Here is a 26,876-nt window from a genome sequence, read left to right on the forward strand (position 1 = left end):
CTGCTCGAGCGCCGCGCCGACTTCGCCGAAGGCCGGGCCGACGCGCTCGGCATGACCGGCCCCAAAAGCCTTGAGGAAGAGATTGCAGAGTTGAAAGCCGGCAAAAAGGTCGACGCCGAATTGGAAGCTATGAAAGCCGCGCTCAAGACGCGGCTAAACTAAGGGGCAGGGGACGATGAGCCGCAAAATTTATCCATATTCGCTCGATCGCAAGGACGCGAAAATTGCCGGGGTCTGTTCGACCCTTGGCGCGAAGTGGGGGATCGACCCGACCTTCATCCGCATCGCTTGGGTGGCGGTGCCGCTGCTGACCCCGGTCGACTTCACCACGGCGCTGATCGCCTACGCGATCGCCGGCATCTATCTCGCCATCCAGAAAAAACGCACGGTGACCGGCGAGACCCGGTTGAGCGATTTCGATCGCATGGACCAGGTCGTGACGCGCAAGCCGACGGTGCACGCGATGCGCACCGAACTCGACGCAACTGATCGCCGGCTGATGGCTATCGACGATCATCTGGCAACCCCCAACCATGAGCTGGCGCGGGAAATCGACGCGCTGCGGGAGGAGAAGTGATGAACCTTCTTTCAATCGGCCTGCTGGGCGCGAGCATCCTGGTGGCGCTTGGACTGGCGAGCCTGGCGGCGCTCAAGGGGTGGCAAGGCTGGCTCGACCTCAAGCGGTTCGAACTGACCCACGGGATTGCCGAACAGGCACTGCCGCCGGCGACCGGACGGATCGAGATTGCCGACCTGCGCGAACGGGTGCGCAAACTGGAAGCCATCGCCGCCGGGATCGACATCTGATCCCGTTTCCGAAGAATGACTAAAACCGCACCCGCGTCGTCAGGCGAATATCGCGCCCGGCAAGTGGCGCATAATCCTTGAGGTCGCTGGCGTGGCGCCGGGCGTCAACGTCAAACAGATTGTTCGCTTGCAGCGACAGAGTGAGCTCAGGATTTTCCGCAAAAGGGTGCCAGTCCAACGACGCGCCGACCGTCGTATAGCCGCGAGTCGAGGTCTCATTTGGCGCCACGCGGCGCTGCGAGCTCACTCTTTCGACCTCTACCCGGCCGTCGATCTGGCCGCGCGAGCCGGTCAGACCAGCCAGGACCCGGAAGGGTGGGATTTCCGGAGCCGGACCGAAATTCCTGATTTTCGCGCGAACGGCGTCCGCGACCACTTCTCCGCCCCAGTCGATGCCCAGCGCGTGCCCAAACTTGGCGTCGCTCTCTACTTCGAAGCCGTAATATGCGGCCTTGCTCTGGCGATATTCATAGATCGGCAACCTGCCCATGACGGTTCCGGTGGATGCCTGAAAGATGAAATTGGAAAAGCGGCTGTAATATATGCTCCCCTGAACATGAATGGGCCCGGTCGACCGGTGGACGCTCAGCTCGATCCCGTTGCTTTTTTCCGATTTGAGGTCGGGATTGCCGATCAGGAATTGCTGGCTGCCGCCGTGCGGGCCGTTGGAAAAAAGCTCGTCGATCGCCGGGGACCGTTCGCTGTGCGAAAGCGAAAGGCCGACGCGCCAATCCGCACCGACCAGATAGTTGGCGCCGGCCGAGCCAGAGACGGTGGTGAAGCTGCGATCGAGCGGCGCCAGCCCGATCGGCCCACCGTTGGCTGCAATTTGCGCGTCGGCATCGGCATGGAGCCGCGCGAACTCGATCCGTGCGCCCCCTTCAAAGCGAACTGGGCCGCGAGCCAGGGTCTGTAATGTAAACAGGCCGAGATTGCGGCGGCGGCTATCGGGCAGGTATTTCTCCTCGCCGCGGATGTGCGCGTTCTGCTCGAGATACTGGATCCCGGTCGTGCCGCCCCAACCTCCGCGCTCGCTCTGGACGACATCCGCGCGCATTTCGCCGCCCTTGCTGAAAAAGCTCGAGGTGACCGCACCGGTCGGTTGGAGTTCGTCGTGATGGTATTTTGCAATTCCGCCGCGAAACTCGAAAGCCTTGAGCAGGCCTCCGATCGGCACATTGGCACGCACGTCGCCGCGGGTCTGGCGCCCGTCGAGCGTCGGCTGCTCGGGTTCGATGCTCGGATCCAACGAGAAACGGATCGGCACGCCATAGCGGAAGCTATGCTGGCCGATGGAAATGCCGATGTTGGTATCGCCATCGACATAGGCAATCCCAGCCGCAAGGTCGCCGCTGCGCCCGGCGGTATTGGGAAGCTTGTCTTTGAGGGCGGCCAGCGCCCGGATGGCCGGGTCGGGGCTCGCCAAAGCCTGCTCGCGGAGCGGCTCCGAAAGCACATGTCCGCCGATATGGAGGTCGTCGTACTTCGAATATGCGCCGTCGGCATGGGCGACGAAATGGCGACCGAGCGGCACGTCGACCGAGGCGCTGGCCGACCGCTCGTGGGCGGCCGTGCCGTAGGCGGCAAAAGCATCAACCGCGACCGCTTTGTCCGGCACTTTTCGTGGAATGCGCGTATCGATGACGTTGACCACGCCGCCAATCGCCGAGGAACCGAACAACAGTGCGCCTGGGCCGCGCAGCACTTCGATCCGTTCCGCCGTGAGGGGATTGATGGCGACCGCATGGTCGGGGTCGGACGACGATAGGTCGAGCGCGCCAATGCCGTCGGTGAGGACGCCGACGCGCTCGCCGGAAAGTCCGCGCAGGATCGGGCGGGAGGCACTGGGCCCGAAGCTCGACGCGCTCACGCCGGGCAGGTCGGCGAGCGTATCGCCGAGGCTCGGCTTCAAGTCGTGGGCAAGTTCTTCCTCGTCCAGAACCGAGACGCCGCCCAGCACATCGCCCGCCGCGCGGCGAATGCCGGTGACGACGATTGCCTGGTCCGGGTCGGGGTGGGCGTCCTTGGCCGAACCGGGAGTGGGTTCGACCACGGCGACCGACGTCTCAGCGGTGAGCACGCTTGTACCGCTGTCGGCGACTACCGCTTCGGAATGAGCGGCAGCATAGGGAAGGCCGGCAGCGATTGCTGCCAAGGAGAGGACGCTGCGCTTCATTGGAACTCCGGACTGAGCTTACGGGAATTTCGGCACGATTAGGCCAGATGTTATATTGTCACAATAGTTGATCAGGCAAAGCGACTGCTCCTTTCGACCGGCGGAGGTTTGTCTTGGCGTCCCTCGATCGTTAGGGCCGCGCGAATGTCCGCCGGCCACGCCCACGATCATTATGCGCCGAGTAATTTCGGCCGCGCGTTCGCATTCGGGATCGCGCTCAATTTGGGCTTTGTCGTCGCCGAAACCATCTTCGGCTTCCTGGCAGGGTCGATGGCGCTGGTCGCCGATGCCGGTCACAATCTTTCCGACGTGCTGGGCCTGATCGTCGCCTGGGCAGGCTTGACCATGGCGCGAGCCTCGCCGTCGCCGCGCTTCACCTACGGCCTCAAAAAGGCGTCGATCCTCGCGGCGCTGGTCAATGCGTTGTTCTTGCTGGTCGCGATCGGGGCGATCGTCGCGGAAGCCGTGCGGCGACTGTTCCATCCCGCGCCCACCGCCGGGGGCACGGTGATGATCGTCGCGGCGATCGGAATTGTCGTGAATGGCGTCACTGCATGGTTGTTCGCGCGCGGCGCGTCGCGGGACATCAATATCCGCGGCGCCTTCCTGCACATGGCAGCCGATGCCGGAGTTTCAGCGGCGGTCGTCATCGCAGGATTCGTTATCCTCAAGACCGGCCAGCAATGGGTTGATCCGGCCATGAGCCTGGCCGTTGCGGTGGTCATCTTCTGGAGCAGCTTCGGGCTGCTTAAGGAATCGGTGTGGATGTCGCTGGCGGGCGTACCGAGCGGGATCGACGTCGACGAAGTCGAGGCTGCGTTGGAGCAGCTCGAGGGGGTGGTGGGGGTGCATCATCTCCATGTCTGGCCGCTGAGCACGACCGAAACCGCGCTGACGGCGCATCTCGTCGTGCCTGAACGGAGCAGCGATGAGTTGCTGGCGCGCGCCAGAACGCTGTTGCACGATCGTTTTCATATCCAGCATTGCACGATTCAGGTTGAACTGAGCGATGCCCGCGACAGCAACTGCTAGGCGCCGCGATGTTCGTCACCCATCTCGAATGTTCGCTCACCAGGGAACGGTTTGACGCGGGCCGGGTTCACAACCTCAGCCGCGCCGGCAAGCCGCTGCTGGTGCGCTACGATTTCGAGGCCGCAAAGCGGACGCTGACCCGCGAAAGTCTAGCGGCGCGACCGCCGACCATGTGGAAATGGCGCGAGCTGTTACCCATGCCCGATGGGGTTGAGCCGGTCAGCCTCGGCGAGCCCGAAACACCGATCCTGGCGCTCGCCGGCACCGCCCCCAATTTGCTGGTCAAGGATGAAGGCCGGCTGCCGACCGGATCGTTCAAGGCGCGCGGGATGGCGGTCGCCGTGACGATGGCCCGCCATTTTGGCATTACTCGCATCGCCATCCCGACCAACGGCAACGCCGGCGCCGCGCTCGCCGCTTATGGCGCGCGGGCGGGGATTGAGACGGTCGTGATCTGCCCGGCCGAAACGCCCGAGATCAACGTGCGCGAAACCGCGGCCTATGGCGCCAAAGTCTATGTCGCCGATGGGCAGATCGACGAGTGCGGTGCCTTGGTCGGCAAGGGCGCGGCGGCGGGGCTGTGGTTCGACTGTTCGACGCTGAAAGAGCCCTACCGCCTCGAGGGCAAGAAGGTGATGGGGTTCGAGCTGGCTGAGCAGCTTGGCTGGAAGCTCCCCGACGCGATCTTCTACCCGACCGGCGGCGGTACTGGCCTCATTGGCATGTGGAAGGCGTTCGACGAACTGGAAGCGGTCGGGCTGATCGGCCCCGAGCGGCCGCGGATGTTTGCGATCCAGGCCGCCGGCTGCGCGCCGATGGTGCGCGCCTTTGAAGCCGGCGAGGAATTCGCCGCGCGCTGGGAGGGTGCGGCGACGGTCGCGACCGGCATTCGCGTGCCCAAAGCGGTTGGCGATTTCCTGATTTTACGCGCGGTGCGGGACAGCGGCGGAGCAGCCTTGGCGGTGGAGGAAGGGGCAATCCTGCAGGCGGTCGAGGATGTCGCCCGGAACGACGGCATGCTGCTGTGCCCGGAAGGCGGGGCGGTGGTCGCTGGCTGGCGCTCGGCGTTGGAGCGGGGATTAGTCGCGCGAGGCGAAACCGTGCTGCTGTTCAATTGCGCCAACGGCAACAAATATCCGCTTTCCGATTGCTCGCGAAAGTTGGAGTTGGCAGGCGCGAATCCGGCCGATCTTTAGACCGCCCGATTCCCAGATGCGGTAAACCCCGACAACCGAAGTTGCCGGGGTTCCATGCTTCGCCTCCGAAGATTTGAAGCACGGGAATAAAACGGACTCTCGTCACATTTGTTCCAGCGCCTCGGCGTAAATATATCGGCCACGCGCGAAAAGCTGTGGATAAGTGGAATGCGAAACGCTCGATTGCTCGTGGTGCCGGATGCAGGAGTCGAACCCGCGACCTTCGGTTTACAAAACCGCTGCTCTACCAACTGAGCTAATCCGGCAACGTCGCCGCATTTGGTTCAAAGCACGCCGAACGTCCAGCCTTCGGTTCGGGTGATTTCCGCAGTCAGTCCGGCTGGAGCCCAAAGCATCTCATCCTGAGCAGCTCCGCGGAGCCATGCCGTGGTCAAGATCGCGTCCGTCGAGTGATCATCATAACTTTTGAGTAAAACGTGCTTTTCGCTTTTCAAGGCGTTGAGAACTTGATCGAGCGACTGGGCATCGCGGACCTTGCTTCGGCCTTTCCGGATGCCAGCTGCGCGAGCGGCGATCGAAGTATAGATTTCGACCAGCACCGGTCCTTTCTTCGGGATCGGATCGAACGGCCAGATTGGGACGCTCCCCGTCAATCGATGCAGCACCCGCATTCCGGTCAGGCTCGACTTGCCGACTTGTGCGGCACCGACCAGATTGAAGCAGCTTTGCGGCGACAAGCCCATCGCGGCCTGACCATGTTCGCAAACTCGCAAGCGACCCCGGCCGGCTCCAAAGCGGTCGCCGCAATTGTTCAACTGGCGGAAGTGTCGGGCAATCTCGCTGCCAGCAAGAAACGAGGTCGCTGATAAATGGTCGTCTTGGACGGCGAGACGATCGACCATCGACCACAACTCTCGCGCATCGGCGGGAGAGTCGCACCAGCCAGGGAAGTAAGATCCATGATCCGCGAAGGGCAGCGCCGGAGAAAGATCCAGGCCCACCAATATGTCGGCCTTGGCGTCCGCCAGCCGCTTGATCCAATCGAGCAATGCTGGCCGCGACCATCCGCCGCTGGGCCGCAGGATGACCGGTGCCCGACTGTCCGACACGGCATGTGCCACCGCTAGACCCTTTGGACGCGCGACTGCTTCGCCCGACCAATCAACGACCGCGAAGTTCTCGAATATCCTCACACCAGGGGCGGTTGGGCGTCGTCCGGCTCGGGCGGCGCCGGCTTGCGCAGCCGTGGTGGCGGCAGGCGGGCCGGCGGACCTTGCTTTTCCGCCCATTCCTCGAGGATGCGCGCGGCGGCATCGCGCCCACCCAATCCGAACGCCAAGGCGGTGGCGATCGCGGCCGAGCCGAGAATGAGACCGAAGGCCATCATTACGATCTGGTCGGCCAGACCCATGAAGGTCAGCCCGATGGCGGTGAACAAGGCGATGATCGCATATTTGACGATGGCCTGGGCGTAGCCTGCTTCCCCGGTCGAACTACCGACCAAAGATGCGAGCATGCGGGCGAGGAACAGCCCGGCAACGATGATGACGGTGCCGAAAATCACTTTGCCGCCAAGCGCGGGGATCTGGAACAGCAAGGCTGCAACGCTGTCGCCGCCCAGCTGCCGCGCCGCCTCGATCGCGGCGGCGAGCAGGATTGCGGTCATGGCGATAGCGCCGACCACTCGCGACGGATTGGAGTTCGCGGGCATGATGCCGAGCGCGCGCACGCTGTCGTCGAAGCGCAGGCTTGGCAACACGGTCTCGATCAACGTCTTCACCCAACGGCCGATGAGGAAGGCGATCGCCAGCCAGACCAGCGCCGCGAACACGCGCGGGATCGCCAGCGCGATGGTTTGCAGCATCGCGATAGCGGGATCGGCGATCGCGCTGATGCCGAGCGCTTGAAGGGCCGCAATCGCCCCGAAGATGATGATGATCGCGCTGACCGTCATCCCAACCGCCCGGGCGATGGTGCTGCGCGCCGGGGCGGCGCCGTCGGTGGCATTGCCCGCCGTATCGACCGCAACCGGGGTTTCACCAAGCTTGAGCCCGGCGCGGCTCGCGAGCCGCTCGAGGTTCAGTGCACCGAGCGCGGCCTCGATGATGTGTCCGACGATTCTGCCCAGGATCAGCCCGGCGAAGAAGATCAGGACCGCGCCCAGCAAATGGGGGATGAAGGCAAAGACTTCGTTGGTCAGCAAAGTGACCGGCGTGACGACCTGCGACAGGCCGAGCGGCTGGAGCGCGGCGATCAGCCCGACCAGCCACACCAGCCAGTATGCGAGACGGCCAAGCTCGATCCCGACTGAATTGCCGCCCGCCTGCGGATGGCGTTTGAGGATCGGCACCTTGTCGACGCCGCGCGCGACCGCCCACTGGATCGCCTTGGCGATGAAGTGGGTGACGACCAGGATCAGGATCGCCAGCAGGACCTTGGGTCCCCAGAGAAACAATTGGTCGCGCCAGTAAGCGGCGGGTGCGTCGCTGGTGTACATGGATTGGCTCCGCTGGTTAAAGGTTCTGATTATCCTCGGCTCGCTTCAGCCGCATCTCTTCCCAATATGCAATGCGTTCGGCGACTTTGGCTTCAAAGCCGCGGTTGGTCGGCTGGTAATAGGTTTGGGGTTCCATCTCGTCCGGCCAGTAAGCGGCCCCTGAAAACGCTTCATCGTCATCGTGATCGTAGGCATAGCCTTGGCCGTAGCCGATGTCCTTCATCAGCTTGGTCGGGGCGTTGAGGATATGCGCCGGCGGCATCAGCGAGCCGGTGTCACGGGCGCTCCGCCACGCGGTTTTCTGCGCGACATAAGCGGCATTCGATTTGGGCGCGGTGGCGAGGTAGAGGCAGGCTTGGACGATCGCCAACTCGCCCTCGGGCGAGCCCAGAAAGTCGTAGGCATCCTTGGCCGCGAGGCACTGCACCAGTGCGTGGGGGTCGGCGAGACCGACGTCCTCGGAGGCAAAGCGCACCAGGCGCCGCAGGACATAAAGCGGCTCTTCCCCGGCGACGAGCATCCGCGCCAGGTAATAAAGTGCCGACTGCGGGTCCGATCCGCGCAGGCTTTTGTGGAGCGCCGAGATGAGGTTGTAATGACCTTCGCGATCCTTGTCGTAGACCGCCACCCGGCGATGCAACAGCGCCGAGAGCGCAGCGGGATCGAGCGGGCCGTCGAGGTCGATGTCGAACAGGGTTTCGGCTTGGTTGAGCAAGAATCGGCCGTCGCCGTCAGCGCTGGCGATCAAAGCGGATCGCGCTTCATTGGTCACCGGTAGCGAGCGGCCGATCTCGCTCTCGGAGCGCTCGATCAACGTCTCCAGCGCCTGGTGGTCAAGCCGCCGCAGGATCAGGACCTGGCAACGTGACAGCAACGCCGCGTTAAGCTCAAAGCTGGGGTTCTCGGTGGTCGCGCCAACGAGGGTGACGGTTCCGTCTTCGACAAACGGCAGGAAGCCGTCCTGCTGGGCGCGATTGAAGCGGTGAATTTCATCGACGAAGAGCAAGGTGCGCTGGTCGGCTTTGGTCATCTGGCGCGCCTCGGCGAAGACCTTTTTCAGGTCGGCGACGCCGGAGAACACCGCGGAAATGGCGACGAAGCGCATGCCGACGGCATCGGCGAGCAGCCGCGCGATGGTTGTCTTGCCGGTGCCGGGCGGCCCCCACAGGATCATCGACGACAGTTTGCCAACCATAACCATGCGGCCAATGGCCCCATCCGGGCCGGTCAGATGTTCCTGGCCGACGACTTCGCCCAGGTTCCGGGGCCGCAATCGATCGGCGAGCGGCGCATCGGGGGCGTTCGCGTCGGGCTGCTGCGCGGTAACTTGGTCAGCGAACAGGTCGGCCATCGCGGATGCTCATAATCGCCGGACATGAAAATGCACGGACCTCTTGATACCGATGTAACTAAGATATATCTTAGACACATCTTACAGGAGAAAACGCATGGGTCACAGACAAGGGCGCGGCTGCGGGCCACGTGGAGAATTTGCGTTCAATATCCCCGAGGGTTTGTTCGCCATGCGCGGCGGACGCGGCTGGGGAGGCAATTGGGGGCCGTTCCATTTTGATTTCGGCGACGATGAATCCGGTCGGGGACGCGGCCGCCGTGGCCGTCGCCGCATGTTCGAATCCGGCGAACTTCGCCTGGTGTTGCTCAAGCTGATTGCCGACGAGCCACGCCATGGATACGATTTGATCCGCGCGATCGAGGAGCTGACTGGCGGCGAATATGCGCCGAGCCCCGGTGTCATTTACCCGACCCTGACCTTGCTCCAGGACATGGGCTTGATCGAGGAAGCCAAGGAGAAAGGGCCGCGCAAACCGTTCCAGGTAACAGATGAAGGTCGCAAGCATCTCGAAGAGAATGCGGCCGAAGTCGAAGCGCTGTTCGAGCGACTGGCCGAGTTCGCGCCACGCGAGAGCAGTGCCAGCGGACCGGCGATCGGACGCGCGGTCAAGAACCTCATGACCGCGCTTAGCCATCGCGTCGGCCGCGACGGTCTCGACGACAATTTGTTGCACGAAATCGCCGCGATTCTCGACGACGCTGCGCAACGCATCGAACGGATTAAATGAGCTAGGACCGGCGGGTGAACCGGGCGAGCCTGGCGCGTTTCTCGGTCACCCGCAGGTACATTTTTAAGACTGCCGAGTTGATTTGGTCCCAGTCCATGGTCCGGGCGAATTTCAGCCCGGTTTCGCCATGGCGAGCGCGAAGCTCCGGGTCTCGGGCATAGGTCTCGAGAGCGTCAGCAAACCCGTCCGCATCGAACGGGTCGACCAATATGCCGGTCTCGCGGTTGCGGACGAGATTGGTCGCTCCTGTGGCATCTGCCGCCACGACCGGTAGACCGCAGGCCATCGCTTCCAATGTGACGTTGCCGAAGGCCTCGGTAATGGAGGGGTTCAACAGGACATCGCTGCTGGCGAGGCCACGGGCGAGGTCGGGGCCGACTTGCTGGCCGATGAAGACCGCGTCGGGCAGACGTTGCCCGAACCACTCACGAGCGGGACCATCGCCGATTACGAGCACCCGATATTTGACGTTGCGCGACGCCAGCAAATCGATCGCGTCGGCAAATTGATCGAGGCCCTTCTCCATGACCAGCCGACCAAGGAAGCCGACAACCATAGCATCGTCGTCGATGCCCAGGCCCCGTCGCCACGCCATATCGCGCCGCCCGGGGTGGAATTGATCGCGATCGACGCCGCGCGACCAGATTGAAATGTCGCGATTCATACGCTGTGCCCGCAGCACGGCGGCCGTTGACTCCGCCGGCGCGACGATCGCGTCGCAACGCCGATAGAGCCGCCGCATGATCGCGCGTACGAGCGGCTCGAGCATTTCCAGGCGGTAATAGGCCAAATAGGTTTCGAAGCGCGTGTGGATCGACGCGATGGCGGTGATATTGCGCCGGCGTGCCCAGCTGATCGCGCGGTGGGCGACAATGTCCGGGCTGGAAATGTGGACGACGTTCGGGGCGAACTCCGCGAGATCACGACGGACGCGTGCGGGCAGTGTGATCGGGATCCGATATTCGGGCCTGCCGGGGATCGCTACGGATGGAACGCTGACGAGGTTGCCGGTGGGCTCGAACGCTGGATTGGCCACCGTTGGCGAATAAATGCGGACTTGGACCCCTTGCCGCAAGAGAAAATCGACCAGGCGATTCAATGCCTGGTTGGCGCCGTCGCGCACATAATTGTAATTGCCCGAGAACAGGGCAATGCGAAGGTTACTGGGTTGCACCGGCCATGCCCTTAACGGCGGTGGCAGCAAAGGCAAACTATGGGCGGTGAACGAACCGAAAGCGCTAAAATTGGACTACCACCGGTCGCTCGCGCCGATGCAACCTTGTTTATCCTCGGCAGTTTGCCCGGCGATGTTTCGCTCTCGGCACAACGCTATTATGCCCATCCGACCAATCAGTTCTGGCGACTGGTGGGATCGGCGGTTGGCGAAGATCTCGATGTTCTATCGTATGAAGAGCGACTGCGCCGCCTGGCCGACCGGCGGATCGGCCTGTGGGACGTGATTGCCTCGGCCAGCCGCCGCGGCAGCCTCGACCAGGCGATTCGGTCGCCAGCCCACAATCAGGTCGAACGGCTTCGGCATAAATTCCCCGAATTGAGGGCGCTGGCGTTCAATGGGGCGACTGCTGCCGCCACAGGCCGGAGGCTTGTTGGTGTCCATGAGCGACTGCGCTTGATTGATTTGCCGTCGTCGAGCGCGGCCAATACCCTACTTTTCGCGGAAAAAGCGCGCGTCTGGGCGGTCCTCGCTCAATTCGTCGCTTAGGGCTTGCCCCGCGTGGCGACCTCGCCAACATGGGCATCATGAATCCAACCGATGAAGAGGAAGCCGACGCCAACACGCGGTTGTCGATGGTCGACGAGGCGCTGGTTGCCGGCACCATCGCCAACACCAACGGACTGCTGGTGATCATCGCCAAGCTGGTCGCCCACGGGATTCTCGACAAGGACGACCTGAAGGCCTTCTCCGACAGCTATTCCAAGCCGCTCGACCATCTCGGCATGCGCGAGAATGAACTGGTTAGCCAGATGCAAGACCAGATGGAGTCGACGCTCGCCGAATTGATGCGGTTCTTGAGCGAGCGCAGCTAGTCCGCATTTGATCCACTCGCCTCGCTTTAGGGATGGCAAAATCCGACCGGCGTAAGGGGTTTTGGGCGGCTGAAGCTGGATTGATTGACTAGGCTGTGTCGAGCCCACATATGACCCGTTCTCCAGCGCGAGGCCCCTTCGTCTAGCGGTCCAGGACGTCGCCCTCTCACGGCGAAAACACGGGTTCGAGTCCCGTAGGGGTCACCAGCTTGCAAGCGTGCAAATCTGGCCGGATTTGAACAGCCATCGTTGTTCTAGAATGGGCCAAATCCGGTTGATCGCGACTCGGGACGCTCAAAAGTCCGCAATCCGACTCGCTTGCCCGAGTCGCGACCGGCCAGACCGGCTTCGAACCGCGTCTAAGTCCCATTCCGGGACGGCTCCGAGCAGTTTTTTCGTGGATCACCAACACTTTGGACGGGTGTCCGAAGAATGCAAAAATGCCGCTATTAGGTAAGTGTTAACCATCCGGTAACCGCAGTTGGTAAATCGCGCCTTCTCAATGAGTCAGCAAACACCGATACAATAGCGACGTTAATACTGGCAGGTCGTTAAGGAATGGCCGAATAAACTCTAGATACCCTATGTCTCTTGGTAAGATTTGCTTGTCGTATAATAGCTATTACTAGGCTCGTTAACCACAGTATAGTTTAGTCACGATTCTGTAATGCTGGTCAAAACGCACCGGCTATAGAGTCGCAAGCTTGCTAAATTCCAAACTCGGTGTCTTGTGTTGAACAACGCGAGGCGCCGATTCTCGATTGTTAACCAGTCCCATTATGCGGATCGGACGGGAAGCGGCGGTCTTGGCAACAGCTGAAGCGGCGAGCCGCACGGCGGTTAAATAGGGGTGGGTTATGCGATACGACGATGCTTCAGGCTCTTTCAGTGCGGTGTCGGGAAATCCCGACGCGCGTGATGATGCGGACGTTCTGCCAGCTGGCAGCCATGGTCCGGCAACGGGCAACACCATCACGGGGGCGGGCACCATCACCGGCTTGGCCGGCGCTGATGTGGTCCCTGATGGCACTGGCAAGATTGTCGCGCTTGAGGGCGCCACCGGCAGCGCCACGTCCGATGGTGGCAACATGCACGTCGGCGGCCGCTTCGGCGACCTGACGATGGATACCCACGGCAATTATAAATATACGCCGAACGTCGCCACGCCGAACGGCGCTCGCGACGTGTTCCGCTACACTCTCGCCGACAATGCAGGCGCGCGCGATGCCGCGACTCTGACGATCGAGATTGGCAAGGATCCGCAGAAGATCGACGCCAACGCCCAACAGATCATTCCTGGACCCGACGGAGTTGTCACGCTGCCACCCGGCGTTGAGCTTTCCGACGTCCATGTGGTCGGCCGCAACCTCGTCATCGACATGCCTGATGGCACCCAGATGATCATCATCGACGGCGCCGTGTTCGTGCCCCAACTGGTGCTCAACGGCGTTGAAGTTCCCGCGACCAACCTTGCGGCGCTTTTGATCGACGCAGAACCGCAGCCCGCGGCCGGGATTCCGCAGAGCAGCGGCGGCAATTTCGACGTTCCCGTTCCGCCGCTCGATCCGGGCGTGCCTCTCGGCGACCTGATTCCGCCGACGGAACTGGTTTATACGCCGCCTGAATTCCATGACGTTGGCCAGCTTGTCAACCGAACGCCGGATGCTGGCACGGTCAGCGTTCAACTTGACGACGACGCTCTGCAGGGCGGCAATCCCGGTGGGATCGGCGACGACGCGGACAGCGTCAACCCGACCGGCTTCCTCCCTGGTTCAGGCGGCGATGGCGCCTTGACTTTTGACCTTCTGAGCGGCGGCGCGCCCGCAGGCTTTAGTTACGTTGACGGGCCAAATGGTTCGATCCTGGTGCAACAGGTCCAGGGTGCCATCACCGTTACGGTTCTGACGGTCACCGTCAATCCGGCTACGGGCGCCTATTCGGTCACTCAGAATGCGCCGATCCTGCATGCATCTGGCGGCGATGAAAACAACGCAGCCTTCACGATCAACTACACTGTTACCGATTCCGATGGCGATAGTGCCCCCGGGACGATCAACATCAACGTCGATGACGACACACCGACCGTCGCGGTCATTGCGGGTTCGGACGCCGAAGTCAGCCTGACGACGCACGATGCGGCAACGATTGGAGCGAATAGCGAAAGCGTTAGCACGTCAGCCAATTTTGGCGGTGTGTTCAGTGGTACAACCGTTTCGTACGGTGCCGACGGCCCCGGCGTGGGCAGCAGCAGCGGCTATTCCTTGGCCACCACGGGCGTGTCAGGCTTGACGCAAGGCGGAGTTGCCATCGTTCTCTATAGCGTCGGCGGCACGATCGTCGGCTCGACTTCGGCCACCGCAGGCGGAATCACTGCCGCGAACACCGTGTTCACGGTCAGCGTCAATGCGACTGGCGTTGTCACCCTGACCCAGTTCAGCCAGATCGACCATACCAACACCGATCCGTCCCCGACGGGTGCTCCGTTCACCGATCAAAGCATCAGCATGGCCGACGGCTCGATTACCCTCACGCGCAGTGAAACGGCGGTCGACAGAGACGGCGATTCGGTTACTGGTACGGCGAGCGTTGGCATCGGCGCCAACTTGCACTTCGTCGATGATGGTCCCTCGATTGGCCAGGCTGATCGCGGCGAGCCAACGCTGACGGTTGACGAGACAAACCTTGGCACCAACGCGACCGCCAGCTTTGCCGCGAATTTCAGCGCCAGCTTTGGCGCCGATGGCCCGGCAGCGAACTCAATCACTTACGGCCTTGGTATCAGCGCTCCGGGCGCCAACAGCGGCCTTGTTGATGTTGCTACCGGTTCGGCCATCGTCCTCGTCCAGAACGGGGCGGTTGTCGAAGGTCACGTTGGCACAGCCGCCGGCGCGCTCGCCTTCACCGTCAGCGTCAATGCCGCTGGCGACGTCACTCTCGACCAGATCCGCGCCGTGCAGCATCCCGACGGGACCAATCCCAACGACAGCGTCACGCTGTCGGCGGACAATCTCGTTACGCTGACCGCCACCGCTCACGATTTCGATGGCGATACGGCTAGTTCAACGCTCAATATCGGCACGAACCTCAACTTCCTCGACGATGGGCCGTCGATCAGCCCGTCTGAGACTCAGCCGAGCCTGACGGTCGACGAGACCAACCTCGCGGCTAACGCGACGGCGAGCTTTGCCAGCGTGTTCACGAGCGCCTTTGGTGCCGATGGCGCCGGTACGATCACTTATGGCCTCAACATCAGTGCACCCGGCGCGAACAGCGGCCTCATCGACGTCGCCACCGGATCGGCCATCGTGCTGGTTCTCAACGGCGGCGTTGTCGAAGGCCATGTCGCGACCGCCGGCGGTGCTCTCGCGTTCACCGTTAGCATCAACGCTGCGGGCGATGTCACGCTCGACCAGATCCGCGCCGTTCAGCATCCCGATGCCAGCAACCCGAACGACAGCGTTACGCTTGGCGCCGACAATCTCATCTCTGTCGTCGCAACGATCACCGATAAGGACGGTGACAGCGCGACTGCAACCGCGAACATCGGTCAGAATCTCAACTTCCTGGATGACGGTCCGAGCATTTCGGCTGGCGGAGAGGAGCCGAGCCTGACGGTCGACGAGACTGTGCTTGCAACAAACGCGACGACGAACTTCGCCGGTGTGTTCACCAGCTCGTTCGGCGCGGACGGCGCCGGCACCGTCACTTATGCGCTGGGAATCAGTGCGCCGGGTGCCAATAGCGGTCTTGTCGACACAGCGACGGGCCAGAATATCGTGCTGGTCCAGAACGGCACCGTGGTCGAAGGCCACGTCGGCACCGTAGCGGGCGCGCTCGCCTTTACCGTTAGCGTCAACGCCGCGGGCGACGTCACGCTCGACCAGATCCGCGCGGTGGTTCATACGACTTCGTCAAATCCGGACACGAGCGAGAGCGCGACACTTAGTGCCGACAACCTCGTCACGTTGACCGCGACGGTCACCGACAAGGACGGCGATCACACCAGCGCGACCGCAAACATTGGGCAGAACCTGGTGTTCCAGGACGATGGTCCGTCAGCAAACAACGATTCCGATGATGTTGCGTCGGGCGGCACGACCGCGAGCGGCAATGTGATCACCGGCGTAGGAACGAATGAAGGCGCGGCCAACGCCGACAACCCTGGCGCCGACGGCTTCGGTAGCATCTCGGGTCTGGTCAGCAACGGAACTAGCAACAGCGACACCAATCCCGCGGGCGGCTACGTCGTCGTCGGCACATATGGCACGCTGTCGATGGATGCCAACGGCAACTATACGTACACCCGCGCCAGCGGCGGCGCCGGTAACGTCAGCGAGACGTTTACCTACACATATCAGGACGGGGACGGCGATACCGCGACGGCAACGCTGACCATCAATATCTCCGACGCCGCGCCGACTGCCGGAAGCGTCACGGTCGGTCTTGACGACGACGCGCTGGCTGGCGGCAATGCCGGCGGTATCGGCGACGATCCGAACTCGGTCAACGCGACCGGCACGCTCCCGGGTTCGGGCGGCGATGGCGCGCTGACCTTCGGCGTGGCGCTCACCGGCGCTCCGGTCGGCTTCACCTACATCTCGGGCGGGGCAGGCATCGTGCTCGTCCAGCAGGGCGGCGTCACGGTATTGACGGTGACCGTCAACAGCACGACCGGCGCCTACAGCGTTGTCCAGAATGCGCCGATCTTGCATGCTGCGGGTGGCGACGAAAACAACCAGGCCTTCACCATCAATTATACGGTGTCGGACGTCGATCTCGATACAGCCAACGGCACGATCAATATCAGCGTCGACGACGATACGCCGACGGTTTCGGCTTCTGGCACGCAGCCGAACCTGACGGTCGACGAGACCAATCTCGCGACCAACGCAACGGCCAGCTTCTCGGGCGTCTTCACCGACTCGTTCGGTGCCGACGGCCCGGCGCTGTCGAATTCGGTCATTTACACGCTCGGCATCAGTGCGCCGGGCGCCAACAGCGGCCTGATCGACGTCGCCACCGGCTCGGCCATCGTGCTGGTCCTCAACGGCAATGTCGTTGAAGGCCACGTCGCGACCGCAGGCGGAGCCCTGGCGTTCACCGTCAGCGTCAATGCTGCTGGCGATGTCACGCTCGACCAGATCCGGGCGCTTTCGCACCCGGATGCCAACAACCCGAACGACAGTGTCACGCCGTCGGCGGACAATTTGGTCACTTTGACCCAAACCATCACTGACAAGGACGGCGACAGCGCAAGCGCGACGGCCAACATCGGCCAGAACCTGGTGTTTCAGGACGATGGTCCTTCGATCAGCGCATCTTCAACCCAGCCAAACCTGACCGTCGACGAGACCAACCTTGCGACCAATGCAACGGCCAGCTTCGCCGGCGTATTTACCAGTGCGTTCGGGGCCGACGGTGCCGGCGCAGTCACTTACGCTCTCGACATCAGTGCGCCGAGCGCCAACAGCGGCTTGATCGATGTTGCCACTGGTTCGGCCATCGTGCTTGTCAACAATGCGGGAGTGATCGAAGGTCACGTCGGCACCGCCGCTGGCGCCCTGGCGTTCACCGTCACGGTTGATGCGTCGGGCAATGTCACGCTTGACCAGATCCGGGCGCTTTCGCACCCAGATGCCAACAACCCGAACGACAGCGTTACGCTGAGCGCCGACACCCTCGTCACTTTGACCGCGACGGTCACCGACAAGGATGGCGATCATCAGGCGGCGACTGCCAACATCGGCACGAACCTCATCTTCCTCGATGACGGTCCGAGCATCTCGGCATCTTCGACCCAGCCGAACCTGACGGTCGACGAGACCAATCTCGCGACCAACGCGACGGCGGCCTTCGCGGGTGTGTTCACCAGCTCATTCGGTGCCGATGGCGCCGGGACGGTCACTTATGCGCTCGGCATCAGTGCTCCGAGCGCCAACAGCGGCTTGATCGACGTCGCTACTGGTTCGGCGATCGTGCTGGTCCTTAACGGCAACGTCGTTGAAGGCCACGTCGCGACCGCGGGCGGAGCCCTGGCGTTCACCGTCAGCGTCAATGCCGCTGGCGACGTCACGCTCGACCAGATCCGGGCGGTTTCGCATCCCGATACGAACAATTCGAACGACAGCGTCACGCTCAGTGCCGACACCCTCGTCACTTTGACCGCTACGGTCACCGACAAGGACGGCGATCACACCAGCGCCACCGCGAACATCGGCACCAACCTGGTGTTCCTCGATGATGGTCCGTCGATCAGCCTGTCCGGATCGGAAAACACGCTCACGGTTGACGAAACCAACCTGGCGACCAACGCCACGGCGGCTTTCGCGACCGCCTTCACCAGCGCCTTCGGCGCCGATGGCGCCGGCACGGTGACCTATGCGCTCACCGTCACTGGCGGCAACGGCGTCGCCAGCGGCCTCATCGATGTCGCCACTGGTTCGGCGATCGTCCTCGTCAACAACGCGGGTGTGATCGAAGGCCACGTCGCCAGCACCGGTGGTGTCCTGGCGTTCACGGTCACCGTCGATGCCTCGGGTAACGTCACGCTCGACCAGATCCGGGCGGTCCAACATCCTGACGCCAACAACGCCAACGACAGCGTCAGCCTTAGCGCCGACAACCTCGTCGTGCTGACCGCGACGGTCACCGACAGGGACGGCGATCACGTCAGTGCGGCCTTGAACATTGGTCAGAACCTCAATTTCCTCGATGATGGCCCGAGCATCTCGGCTTCGTCGACGCAGCCGAACCTGACCGTCGACGAGACCAATCTCGCGACCAACGCCACGGCCAGCTTCTCGGGCGTGTTTACCAGTGCATTCGGGGCCGACGGCGCCGGAACGGTTACCTACGCTCTTGGCATCAGTGCGCCGGGCGCCAACAGCGGCCTGATCGACGTCGCCACCGGCTCGGCCATCGTGCTGGTCCTCAACGGCAATGTCGTTGAAGGCCATGTCGCGACCGCGGGCGGAGCCCTGGCGTTCACCGTCAGCGTCAATGCTGCTGGCGACGTTACACTCGACCAGATCCGGGCGGTTTCGCATCCCGATACGAACAATTCGAACGACAGCGTCACGCTGAGCGCCGACACCCTCGTCACCCTGACCGCCACGGTTACCGACAGGGACGGCGATCACCAGGCGGCGACGGCCAACATCGGCACCAACCTCATCTTCCTCGATGACGGCCCGTCGATCAGCCTGTCCGGCTCGGAAAACACGCTCACGGTTGACGAAACCACCCTGGCGACCAACGCCACGGCGGCTTTCGCGACCGCCTTCACCAGTGCCTTTGGCGCCGATGGCGCCGGCACGGTGACCTATGCGCTCACCGTCACGGGCGGCAATGGCGTTGCCAGCGGCCTGATCGATGTCCTGAGCGGCTCGGCGATCGTGCTCGTCAACAATGCGGGCGTGATCGAAGGCCATGTCGCGACGACCGGTGGCGCCCTGGCGTTCACGGTCACCGTCGACGCCTCAGGCAATGTTACACTCGACCAGATCCGGGCGGTTTCGCATCCCGATGCGAACAATCCGAACGACAGCGTCAGCCTTAGCGCTGACAACCTCGTCGTGCTGACCGCGACGGTCACCGACAGGGACGGCGATCACGTCAGTGCGGCCCTGAACATTGGTCAGAACCTCAATTTCCTCGATGATGGCCCGAGCATCTCGGCTTCGTCGACGCAGCCGGTGCTGACAGTCGACGAAACGGTCCTTGCAACCAATGCGACGGCCAGCTTCGCCGGCGTCTTCACCAGCGCGTTCGGGGCCGACGGCGCTGGCGCGGTCACTTACGCTCTTGGCATCAGTGCGCCGCTTGCGGCCAGCGGGCTCGTCGATACGTTGACGGGTCAGCCGATCGTGCTCGTTCTCAACGGCAATGTGGTCGAAGGCCATTTGACCAATGCCGCAGGCGCCCTGGCGTTCACCGTCAGCGTCAATGCGGCGGGCGACGTCACACTCGATCAGATCCGCGCGGTGGTTCACACCACTTCGTCCAACCCGGATACGAGTGAGGCAGCAACGCTGTCGGCCGACAACCTCGTCACGCTGACCGCGACGGTTACCGACAAGGACGGCGACCACACTTCCGCGACGGCCAACATCGGCCAGAACCTGTCGTTCCTCGACGATGGTCCGACACTCGGTGTGGTCCAGAGCCAGCAGACCGACAACAACGCGGCGACAACGCCGGCGGTTGGAACGCTGCACTTTGCGCCGGGTGCCGATGGCGCCGGTTCGACGATGACGATCACGGCGAACGTGACCGGCCTCCTTTCGGGCGGGCACAGCTTGGTCACCCATCAGGTCGGTAGTGTTCTCACCGCCTATCAGGACATCGGTCCTGCAGGATGGGACGCGGGTGATACGACTGTCGTGTTCACGATCACCGTGAACCCTGCGCTCGGCACTTCAGGCCAATATGTGTTCGACCTGGTCACGCCGCTGGACCCGACGGTCACGGAAACGGCGATCGGCGGCTCCTCGTCGTTCGGCGCGGGACCGACGTCACAGGGCCAGGTTCTCGATAATGTGGCTGGAACGCAGCATCTCGCGGTGATCTCCGGCTATCACATGGGCGGCACCTTCAACGAGGCCACCTGGCTGTCGACCGGCAGCGCCGGACCAACCACGAATTTCGTCACGGCCGGCGTCAACGGCTCGACGTCTGGCTGGGGTATCGACAACAACAACTTCAACGGCACTGACGAGATGTTCGTCTGGGACTTCGGCTCCCAACCGCTACGCGACCCCGACGGGGCCGGTGGATACGTTCCCGCGGCGGGCGTGACGCTGCCCGACATCAGCACGGCAACATTCGATCTGATCGGCTACACCACGGGAGCCGGCGACGACATCTCTTATGTCGTCCACTACACCGACGGTACGTTCGACTCCGGACATATTCCGGGGACCGATATCGATGACGGCACCTGGAAGTTTACGGCGGACGCTGGCAAATTCATTGCCGACATCGAAATGTTCGCGAGCGGACTTGGAAGCGGCAAGGTCGATCTTACGTCGGTTGGAGTACAGAGCACCAACCTCAACGTGACGATCCCCGCCACGGTGACGCTCACTGACGGTGACGGTGACACGACTTCAGCTGGCGCGTTCAGCATCCACATCGCGACGGGCCTTGTTCCGTTCGCGCCGGCTGCTCCGGTGGTGCTCGACCTCAACGGCGACGGGGTGCACTTCCTAGCGACCGATGCGGGCGTGCATTACGACTACGGACATGGCCTGGTGGCCACCGCTTGGGCAGCACCGGACGATGGCATTCTTGTCAGGGACGCCAATCTCAATGGCTCGGTCGACGGCGGATCCGAGTTTGTGTTTGGCGCCAATGGCCTGACCGATCTTCAGTCGCTTGCGGCCCAATACGGCTCGACGCTTGACGCGAACGATGCGGACTTCGCCAAGTTTGCGGTGTGGCAGGATGCGAATAGCAACGGTGTCGCCGACGCTGGCGAAGTGCAGTCGCTGACGGCGCTTGGCATCACCAGCATCTCGCTGAGCTCCGACGGCATTAGCTACACGGCCGCGAACGGCGACGTCACAGTCGCTGGCACCGGAAGCTATACCAAGGCCGACGGATCAACCGGCGCGCTTGCCGACGCGATCTTCCAGACTGGATCGGTTGCGAATGCCGACCTGCGGACCGCAACCGCCGCCAACAACAACAGCGTCCTGTTGGGAGCGATTGCGGCGGCGGGTCTCGGTGCCAGTGTGGCGGCTGCGGCGCATGATGCTCCGGCCGGACACCAGCTAGCTTTCGCGGTCACAGCGGCCGCAGGCGCCAGCGTAAACGAACAAGGCCCGGCCGCGGAGAGCTCCGATGCTGCCCGCACCGCGCTTTCCGGTGAAACGCACGAGGCGGTTGATGTTCAGCCACAAAGCGGATCAACAACGCACGAGGCCCAGGAAGCCGGTACCAACTCGTTGACGGCTGGCGACAGCCATGCGTCATCGGCCCCGGCGGCACTTCTCGAAGGCACCGAAGCCAGCAATCAGTCAGCTCCGGCGCAGTCCAGCTTCACCAGTGGTGCGGTGGCAATGCCATCCGTGGCAATGCTCGAGGCGGCGCATGCCAATAACAATGCGGTCGACACACACGCCCAAACTACTGGCGAAGTAGGCCGCGTCCTGTTTGACGCGCTTGCTGGCGGTGGCCATGGTCCTAATATCGACGCGGTTATCGACGCCGTGGCGAATCAGGCGCACGCCGGCGCACAAGTGGCGATCGATGCGCTGGCAAGTCACGGAGCTGCCGCCGTTTCAGGCTGGGACATGGCAAGTATTGCCGGCTTAACAGGGGACCACGCGGCGTTCACTATGGAACATATGACTTTCCACATGGACGCGGCACCGGCCGCAGCCTGACCAAATTTAACGACGCGGGTCTCTACTGGTGGACGGTAGGGACCCGAATGGAAGACCAGAAGGGGGAATTATGAAGAAGAAGCACTGGACGATGATCGTCCCCGGAGCGGTGCTGCTTTGCACTACGCCGGCATATGCAGTTGAACTGCGCGACGCGGTACAATCCGCTCTCACAACCAATCCGGAAATCCGTCAGGCGGTTGCCAACCGGGTAGCGACACAGGAAGAACGGGTTCAGGCTCAGGGGCTGTGGTACCCTAGGATTTCGGTCGAAGGATCGGCGGGAGTTCGCAGTCTTCGCAATCCGACTCGCCGCAGCATCGGGCTTGCGGACCAGACTCTGTATCCGATCGAAGGCGATCTGATTTTCGACCAGCTGCTGTTCAACAGCGGTGGTCGTGAAGCAGAAATCAAGCGCCAGGCGTCACGCACCGACGCCGCTGCATCGCGCGTCGAGGAACGATCTGAATTCGTCGCTCTGAATGTCGCTCGCACGTACATCGACTTTCTTCTCCAGCAGCGGCTGGTGGCGATCGCCGAAGACAATGCGACCTTCCATGAGCGGCTCGCGGGTGACCTTCGCGAAGGCGTCTCGAAAGGTTCGATCAGTGTTGCTGATCAACAGCAGGCGGAAGAGCGGCTGCAGTCGGCTCGCGCTCGCGTGACCGAGGCCAAAGAAGATTTGGAAACGGCCGGAATTACCTTTCGGACATTGACCGGGATGCAGATCGACAGCGTGTCGATGCCGCCCGATTTGTCGCAGTTTGTTCCGGCCACGCTCGAGGAAGGCGAAGCGCTCGCTCGAGTGAATAATCCGCGGGTTCAGGAAGCGATTGCCGACCTCAACACGTCGCGCGAAGAAATTCGGGCGGCGCGTGCCGATATCGGGCCGCGCGTCAATCTCGAGGGCCGTGCCCGCGCTGGTCACGATATTGACGGTTTTGCCGGCCGGACGACCGACCTTCAAGCCAACGTCGTGCTGCGCTGGTTGCTGTACAATGGCGGCACCAAGGAAGCCAACGTCCGCGAACAGCGCAACCGTGCCGATGAAGTTCACGCCCGGCTGTTCCAACGGACCCGGCAGGCAGAGGAGGACACGCGCACCGCGTGGAGCCGGCTGCAGAACCAAAGCCGCCTGGTGACCGAGCTGGAGACCCAGAGCCGCATTACCGACGACCTGCTGCTGTCCTATCGTGAGCAGTTCAACATCGGCCGCCGCTCGCTGCTCGATGTGCTGGATGCGCAGAACACGCGTAACAACGTCCAGGCCCAGACCGAAACGGCCCGGCTTGCCAAGCTATACGCGCAATATCGCGTTCTGGCGGCGACCGACAAGCTGATCGAAGCGCTTGGCGTATCGATGCCGGCGGCCGCGACCCGCGACCAGCGTACGCGCTTCCACGTCAATCCGATCCCGCCCGCCGATCTCGATGAGAGCAGCTATCCGCTGCCCGCCATGGGACCCCCGGCACCGGCTGGCGGCAGTAACTAGTGTTGAGGACGGGTAGTGAGTTTCATGCATTGGCTTGACGCACGGCCGTCGCACGAAATTGACCCCGTCCTCGATTGCTTGGCCTACCTAGCGAAGGGGGCGGACCGGCCATCTTCGCCGGTTCTCCTTCGCGCAGGGCTCGCGCTCTCCGAAACTGGATCGTTGCCGTTTCACCAGATCGAGTCGGCGCTCGATCAGGTCGGGATGCGTGGCGATCCCTACAATCGCAAATTCAAGGGTTGGCCGTCGCGCAAGCTGCCGGCGATTCTCGAGCTGTCCGACGATCGCGCCGCTGTCCTGCTCGAAATGCGCGACACCGACGGATTGATTTACGCGCCGGGTGTACCCGAACCATTCTGGGCCCCGCTCTCGGAGATTGAGGCCGTCTACACTGGCCGCGCGGTCGTTGTCGAAGCCGACCCGGCCAAAGAACGTGAAGGCGAGCGTCCGTGGGACAAAGCCAAACGTACGCATTGGTTCTGGTCCGAAGTCTGGAAAGTCCGGCGCGAATTCTGGCCGGTCCTGTTGGCGGCTCTGATCGTCAATTTGCTGGCGCTGGCGATGCCGCTGTTCACGATGAACGTCTATGATCGCGTGATCCCCAACAAAGCGGTATCGACCTTGTGGGTGCTCGCCGCCGGCGTTGGCCTGGCCTTGGTGTTCGATTTCATCCTTCGCCTGGCAAGATCGCAGCTGATCGACGAGATCGGCCGCAAGCTCGACGCCAAGCTCGCGCAGAAGCTGTTCGAGAAAGTCATGAATCTGCCGATGTCCGCCCGACAGGGCAGCACCGGCGCTTTGGCGCGCCGCGTGTCGGAATATGAGATGGTCCGCGACTTCTTCGCGTCGACCACCGTCGTCCTGGCGGTCGATGTCGTGTTCCTGTTCCTGTTCCTGATCCTCATCACCGCCCTGGCCGGCTGGCTTGTCTTCGTCCCAATCGCTGGCATTGCACTGATGTTGTTCGCCGGGGTCAGCCTGCAAAAGACCATGGGCCGCGCCGCTCTGGACGCACAGGCCGACTCTAGCCTCCAGAATTCACTGCTGGTCGAGTCGATTGCCGGGGCCGAGACGCTCAAGGCTGCGCGCGCCGAGGGGCAGATGCTCGGGCGCTGGCGCCGCTATTCCAGTATGACGGCGTCCACCCAGGAACGGATGCGCAGGCTGACCGCGGTCGCCGTCAACCTCGCCGGCGTTTCCCAGCAGCTGATCAGCGTCGGGCTGCTGATCGGTGGCTTCTACCGTTTCAACGAAGGCGAGATGACGATGGGCGCGATCATCGCCATCATCATGCTTGCGGGCCGCTCGATCCAGCCAATCGGACAGCTGGCCTTCCTTTTCACCCGCGGTCGTCAGGCCTTCGCGACGCTCGATTCGCTACAGACAATGATGGATGTCACCGACGAGCGGCAATCGGCGTTGCGCAGCATCATGCCCGAAATCCGCGCGGGTCATATCGAGCTGACCAATCTCGATTTCCAGTATCCGTCCGCCTCGCGGAATTCACTCTCCGAGTTGAAATTGTCGATTAAGCCCGGCGAGCGGATCGGGATTATCGGTCGTGTGGCCTCGGGCAAGTCGACGCTCGGGCGCGTTCTCTGTGGGCTTTATGAACCGACCGACGGGACGTTCAACATCGACGGCCTCGATAGCCGCCAGTTCCACCCCCACCAATTGCGCGAGGCATTTCGCTTCGTCGGTCAGGATGCCGAACTGTTTAGCGGTACGGTTCGCGACAATCTGATGCTCGGCGCCCCACAGGCGACCGACAACCAGTTAATCGACGCGGTCGTTCGCTCGGGCGCCGATATTTTCCTTTCGCGCGACGCCGCCGGTTTCGATTTGCCCGTCGGTGAGCGCGGGTCGCGGCTATCCGGCGGCCAACGCGCATTGCTGGTTCTCGCCCGTGCTTTGGTGTCCCCCAGCAAGCTGTTGTTTCTCGATGAACCCAGCGGCTCGATGGACACCCAGACCGAGCTATATTTTATCGAGCATTTGAAGACCGCGCTCGCGCCTGATCAGACGCTGGTGGTTGCCACCCATCGCCATAACATGCTGTCGATCCTCGACCGCCTGATTGTTATCGATGCCGGACGGATCATCGCCGATGGTCCTCGCGATGAAGTGATCGGACGCTTGAACGCTCCGGCCAAGAAGGAAGCCAAGTCATGACTTCCTTTGCGATCGCACGGCGTCGTGTCGCCGAACACCGAACCGGGTCATTGGCTTTCGCTGCGCTATTCGTTGCGGCGCTGGTCGCAGCTGTCTTGTGGTCGATTATGTCGGCCCATGCGGCAAAGACGGTTTCTGTTCAGCTGTCGGCAGCCAAAGCCGCGGCCCTGGTCGCCGCCACCAGCGCGTCGCCCGCAGAAAATCGCGCCGTCGGCGAACAAGCGAAACTGATCAATGCCGCGCTGCCGTTCAGCACGTCACCGCTCCAAGCGGCCCAGCCGTTCGCTATCCGCGGTGACGACCTAGATCACCGCCGGGCCCTGCTATGCCTGACCCAAGCTGTCTATTACGAGGCCGGGTTCGAGCCGATGGAAGGCCGTCGTGCGGTCGCCCAGGTCGTGCTCAACCGCATGCGCCATCCGGCATTCCCCAAGTCGGTGTGCGGTGTCGTCTATCAAGGTGCCAGTTCACCAGTTTGCCAATTCAGCTTTGTCTGCGACGGCTCGCTTTACCGCGCGCCTGCCGCGGCCGCGTGGCGCGACGCCAAAGCTGTCGCCGAGGCGGCTCTGGCTGGCTTCGTCGAGACCGCAGTTGGCTCGGCCACTCACTATCACGCCGATTATGTAGCGCCACGTTGGGCGCCGATGCTGACCAAAATTACGCAATTGGGCGCCCACATCTTTTATCGCTGGCCAGGCACGTGGGGCATGCGCGCTGCATTTACCGGCCGTTACATCGGTGAACCGCAGGATCCGTTGGCCCTTCGTCCGCCACTTCGCTCCGTCAGCGAGCCAGGCATGGTCGATCCGACTGTATCGTTGACGCAGGCCGGACCGCCGATCGCGCGGGCTGAAAATGACGTCGGCGGATTACTCGACACAACCAAGGGCTGGACTCTCCATATTCCCGGACCCGATGAGGTGGCGACCGCGACGTCGCGCGCGCTGGCCGAGCAACGCGCCAAGGCACCTGGGCCCGCCGTGGTTGTCGCGGCATCGGGAGCCCCGGTCATCGCCTCGCGCTGA

16 protein-coding genes, 2 tRNA genes and 1 pseudogene are annotated in these 26,876 nt (G+C 62.8%); 13 read left to right on the plus strand and 6 right to left on the minus strand.

What is annotated here, in order from left to right:
- The 3 genes and pseudogenes from RMO25_RS06985 to RMO25_RS06995 form a co-directional block, all read left to right on the plus strand.
- Positions 1 to 162 (plus strand): annotated as a pseudogene (locus RMO25_RS06985) (phage shock protein PspA); the annotation flags it as partial.
- A gap of 13 nt (positions 163 to 175) precedes the next feature.
- On the plus strand, positions 176 to 577 hold the full coding sequence (locus RMO25_RS06990) for a PspC domain-containing protein (RefSeq protein WP_309661883.1): 402 nt from the start codon (positions 176 to 178) through the stop codon (positions 575 to 577).
- The gene (locus tag RMO25_RS06995) at positions 577 to 807 is read left to right on the plus strand and encodes a hypothetical protein (RefSeq protein ID WP_309661884.1); all 231 of its coding nucleotides are present in this window, start codon (positions 577 to 579) and stop codon (positions 805 to 807) included. The genes RMO25_RS06990 and RMO25_RS06995 overlap by 1 nt, the downstream gene beginning before the upstream one ends.
- Positions 808 to 826: 19 nt before the next feature.
- Here the strand turns inward: RMO25_RS06995 and RMO25_RS07000 are convergent, their stop codons facing one another.
- Positions 827 to 2,983, minus strand: coding sequence for a TonB-dependent receptor (locus tag RMO25_RS07000; RefSeq protein ID WP_309661885.1), 2,157 nt, complete (start codon positions 2,981 to 2,983; stop codon positions 827 to 829).
- Positions 2,984 to 3,127: 144 nt separating this feature from the next.
- Between RMO25_RS07000 and RMO25_RS07005 the strand changes: the two genes are divergently transcribed.
- Both RMO25_RS07005 and RMO25_RS07010 read left to right on the plus strand, forming a co-directional pair.
- Entirely contained in the window at positions 3,128 to 4,015 is an 888-nt protein-coding gene (locus RMO25_RS07005) for a cation diffusion facilitator family transporter (RefSeq protein WP_309661886.1), read from the plus strand.
- Between the two features lie 8 nt (positions 4,016 to 4,023).
- Positions 4,024 to 5,211 carry a threonine synthase gene (locus RMO25_RS07010; RefSeq protein ID WP_309661887.1) on the plus strand — a complete coding sequence of 396 codons (1,188 nt, stop codon included), beginning with the start codon at positions 4,024 to 4,026 and terminating at the stop codon, positions 5,209 to 5,211.
- Positions 5,212 to 5,401: 190 nt separating this feature from the next.
- Here the strand turns inward: RMO25_RS07010 and RMO25_RS07015 are convergent.
- The 4 genes from RMO25_RS07015 to RMO25_RS07030 all read right to left on the minus strand — a co-directional run bounded on the left by RMO25_RS07015 (position 5,402) and on the right by RMO25_RS07030 (position 9,020).
- Positions 5,402 to 5,477: transfer RNA gene (locus RMO25_RS07015), tRNA-Thr, on the minus strand.
- Between the two features lie 18 nt (positions 5,478 to 5,495).
- Positions 5,496 to 6,281, minus strand: a complete 786-nt coding sequence (locus tag RMO25_RS07020) for a hypothetical protein (RefSeq protein ID WP_309661888.1) — start codon at positions 6,279 to 6,281, stop codon at positions 5,496 to 5,498.
- Between the two features lie 80 nt (positions 6,282 to 6,361).
- A complete protein-coding gene (locus RMO25_RS07025; protein ID WP_309661889.1) occupies positions 6,362 to 7,669 on the minus strand; it encodes a mechanosensitive ion channel in 1,308 nt (435 codons plus the stop codon).
- A 16-nt stretch (positions 7,670 to 7,685) separates the two neighbouring features.
- Positions 7,686 to 9,020: a replication-associated recombination protein A gene (locus tag RMO25_RS07030; RefSeq protein WP_309661890.1), complete on the minus strand. Its 1,335-nt coding sequence runs from the start codon at positions 9,018 to 9,020 to the stop codon at positions 7,686 to 7,688.
- 97 nt (positions 9,021 to 9,117) lie between these two features.
- Here RMO25_RS07030 and RMO25_RS07035 point away from each other — a divergent pair, with 97 nt between their 5' ends.
- A complete protein-coding gene (locus RMO25_RS07035; protein WP_309661891.1) occupies positions 9,118 to 9,750 on the plus strand; it encodes a PadR family transcriptional regulator in 633 nt (210 codons plus the stop codon).
- Position 9,751: 1 nt separating this feature from the next.
- On the opposite strand, the gene RMO25_RS07040 is transcribed toward RMO25_RS07035, so the two are convergent.
- The gene (locus RMO25_RS07040; RefSeq protein WP_309661892.1) at positions 9,752 to 10,924 is read right to left on the minus strand and encodes a glycosyltransferase family 1 protein; all 1,173 of its coding nucleotides are present in this window, start codon (positions 10,922 to 10,924) and stop codon (positions 9,752 to 9,754) included.
- Between the two features lie 39 nt (positions 10,925 to 10,963).
- Between RMO25_RS07040 and RMO25_RS07045 the strand changes: the two genes are divergently transcribed.
- The 7 genes from RMO25_RS07045 (at position 10,964) to RMO25_RS07075 (ending at position 26,876) form a co-directional block, all read left to right on the plus strand.
- Positions 10,964 to 11,473: a DNA-deoxyinosine glycosylase gene (locus RMO25_RS07045; protein ID WP_309661893.1), complete on the plus strand. Its 510-nt coding sequence runs from the start codon at positions 10,964 to 10,966 to the stop codon at positions 11,471 to 11,473.
- A gap of 38 nt (positions 11,474 to 11,511) precedes the next feature.
- Entirely contained in the window at positions 11,512 to 11,799 is a 288-nt protein-coding gene (locus RMO25_RS07050) for a hypothetical protein (RefSeq protein ID WP_309661894.1), read from the plus strand.
- Positions 11,800 to 11,930: 131 nt separating this feature from the next.
- Positions 11,931 to 12,006, plus strand: a tRNA-Glu gene (locus RMO25_RS07055).
- Positions 12,007 to 12,656: 650 nt separating this feature from the next.
- Positions 12,657 to 22,187, plus strand: coding sequence for a DUF5801 repeats-in-toxin domain-containing protein (locus RMO25_RS07060; protein ID WP_309661895.1), 9,531 nt, complete (start codon positions 12,657 to 12,659; stop codon positions 22,185 to 22,187).
- Positions 22,188 to 22,257: 70 nt separating this feature from the next.
- Positions 22,258 to 23,679, plus strand: a complete 1,422-nt coding sequence (locus RMO25_RS07065; protein WP_309661896.1) for a TolC family protein — start codon at positions 22,258 to 22,260, stop codon at positions 23,677 to 23,679.
- Between the two features lie 24 nt (positions 23,680 to 23,703).
- A complete protein-coding gene (locus RMO25_RS07070; protein WP_309661908.1) occupies positions 23,704 to 25,851 on the plus strand; it encodes a type I secretion system permease/ATPase in 2,148 nt (715 codons plus the stop codon).
- The gene (locus RMO25_RS07075) at positions 25,848 to 26,876 is read left to right on the plus strand and encodes a cell wall hydrolase (RefSeq protein ID WP_309661897.1); all 1,029 of its coding nucleotides are present in this window, start codon (positions 25,848 to 25,850) and stop codon (positions 26,874 to 26,876) included. The genes RMO25_RS07070 and RMO25_RS07075 overlap by 4 nt, the downstream gene beginning before the upstream one ends.

The sequence above is a fragment of the Sphingomonas sp. genome, assembly GCF_031361285.1.
Lineage (GTDB): Bacteria > Pseudomonadota > Alphaproteobacteria > Sphingomonadales > Sphingomonadaceae > Sphingomicrobium.

Excerpts from the sequence above, each read along its gene's own strand:
- RMO25_RS07045 (WP_309661893.1), top strand. The coding sequence starts at position 10,964 with ATGGGCGGTGAACGAACCGAAAGCGCTAAAATTGGACTACCACCGGTC.
- RMO25_RS07005 (WP_309661886.1), top strand. The coding sequence starts at position 3,128 with ATGTCCGCCGGCCACGCCCACGATCATTATGCGCCGAGTAATTTCGGC.
- RMO25_RS07030 (WP_309661890.1), bottom strand. The coding sequence starts at position 9,020 with ATGGCCGACCTGTTCGCTGACCAAGTTACCGCGCAGCAGCCCGACGCG.
- RMO25_RS07025 (WP_309661889.1), bottom strand. The coding sequence starts at position 7,669 with ATGTACACCAGCGACGCACCCGCCGCTTACTGGCGCGACCAATTGTTT.
- RMO25_RS07060 (WP_309661895.1), top strand. The coding sequence starts at position 12,657 with ATGCGATACGACGATGCTTCAGGCTCTTTCAGTGCGGTGTCGGGAAAT.
- RMO25_RS07000 (WP_309661885.1), bottom strand. The coding sequence starts at position 2,983 with ATGAAGCGCAGCGTCCTCTCCTTGGCAGCAATCGCTGCCGGCCTTCCC.
- RMO25_RS06990 (WP_309661883.1), top strand. The coding sequence starts at position 176 with ATGAGCCGCAAAATTTATCCATATTCGCTCGATCGCAAGGACGCGAAA.
- RMO25_RS07065 (WP_309661896.1), top strand. The coding sequence starts at position 22,258 with ATGAAGAAGAAGCACTGGACGATGATCGTCCCCGGAGCGGTGCTGCTT.
- RMO25_RS07070 (WP_309661908.1), top strand. The coding sequence starts at position 23,704 with ATGCATTGGCTTGACGCACGGCCGTCGCACGAAATTGACCCCGTCCTC.
- RMO25_RS07035 (WP_309661891.1), top strand. The coding sequence starts at position 9,118 with ATGGGTCACAGACAAGGGCGCGGCTGCGGGCCACGTGGAGAATTTGCG.
- RMO25_RS07050 (WP_309661894.1), top strand. The coding sequence starts at position 11,512 with ATGAATCCAACCGATGAAGAGGAAGCCGACGCCAACACGCGGTTGTCG.
- RMO25_RS07010 (WP_309661887.1), top strand. The coding sequence starts at position 4,024 with ATGTTCGTCACCCATCTCGAATGTTCGCTCACCAGGGAACGGTTTGAC.
- RMO25_RS06995 (WP_309661884.1), top strand. The coding sequence starts at position 577 with ATGAACCTTCTTTCAATCGGCCTGCTGGGCGCGAGCATCCTGGTGGCG.
- RMO25_RS07075 (WP_309661897.1), top strand. The coding sequence starts at position 25,848 with ATGACTTCCTTTGCGATCGCACGGCGTCGTGTCGCCGAACACCGAACC.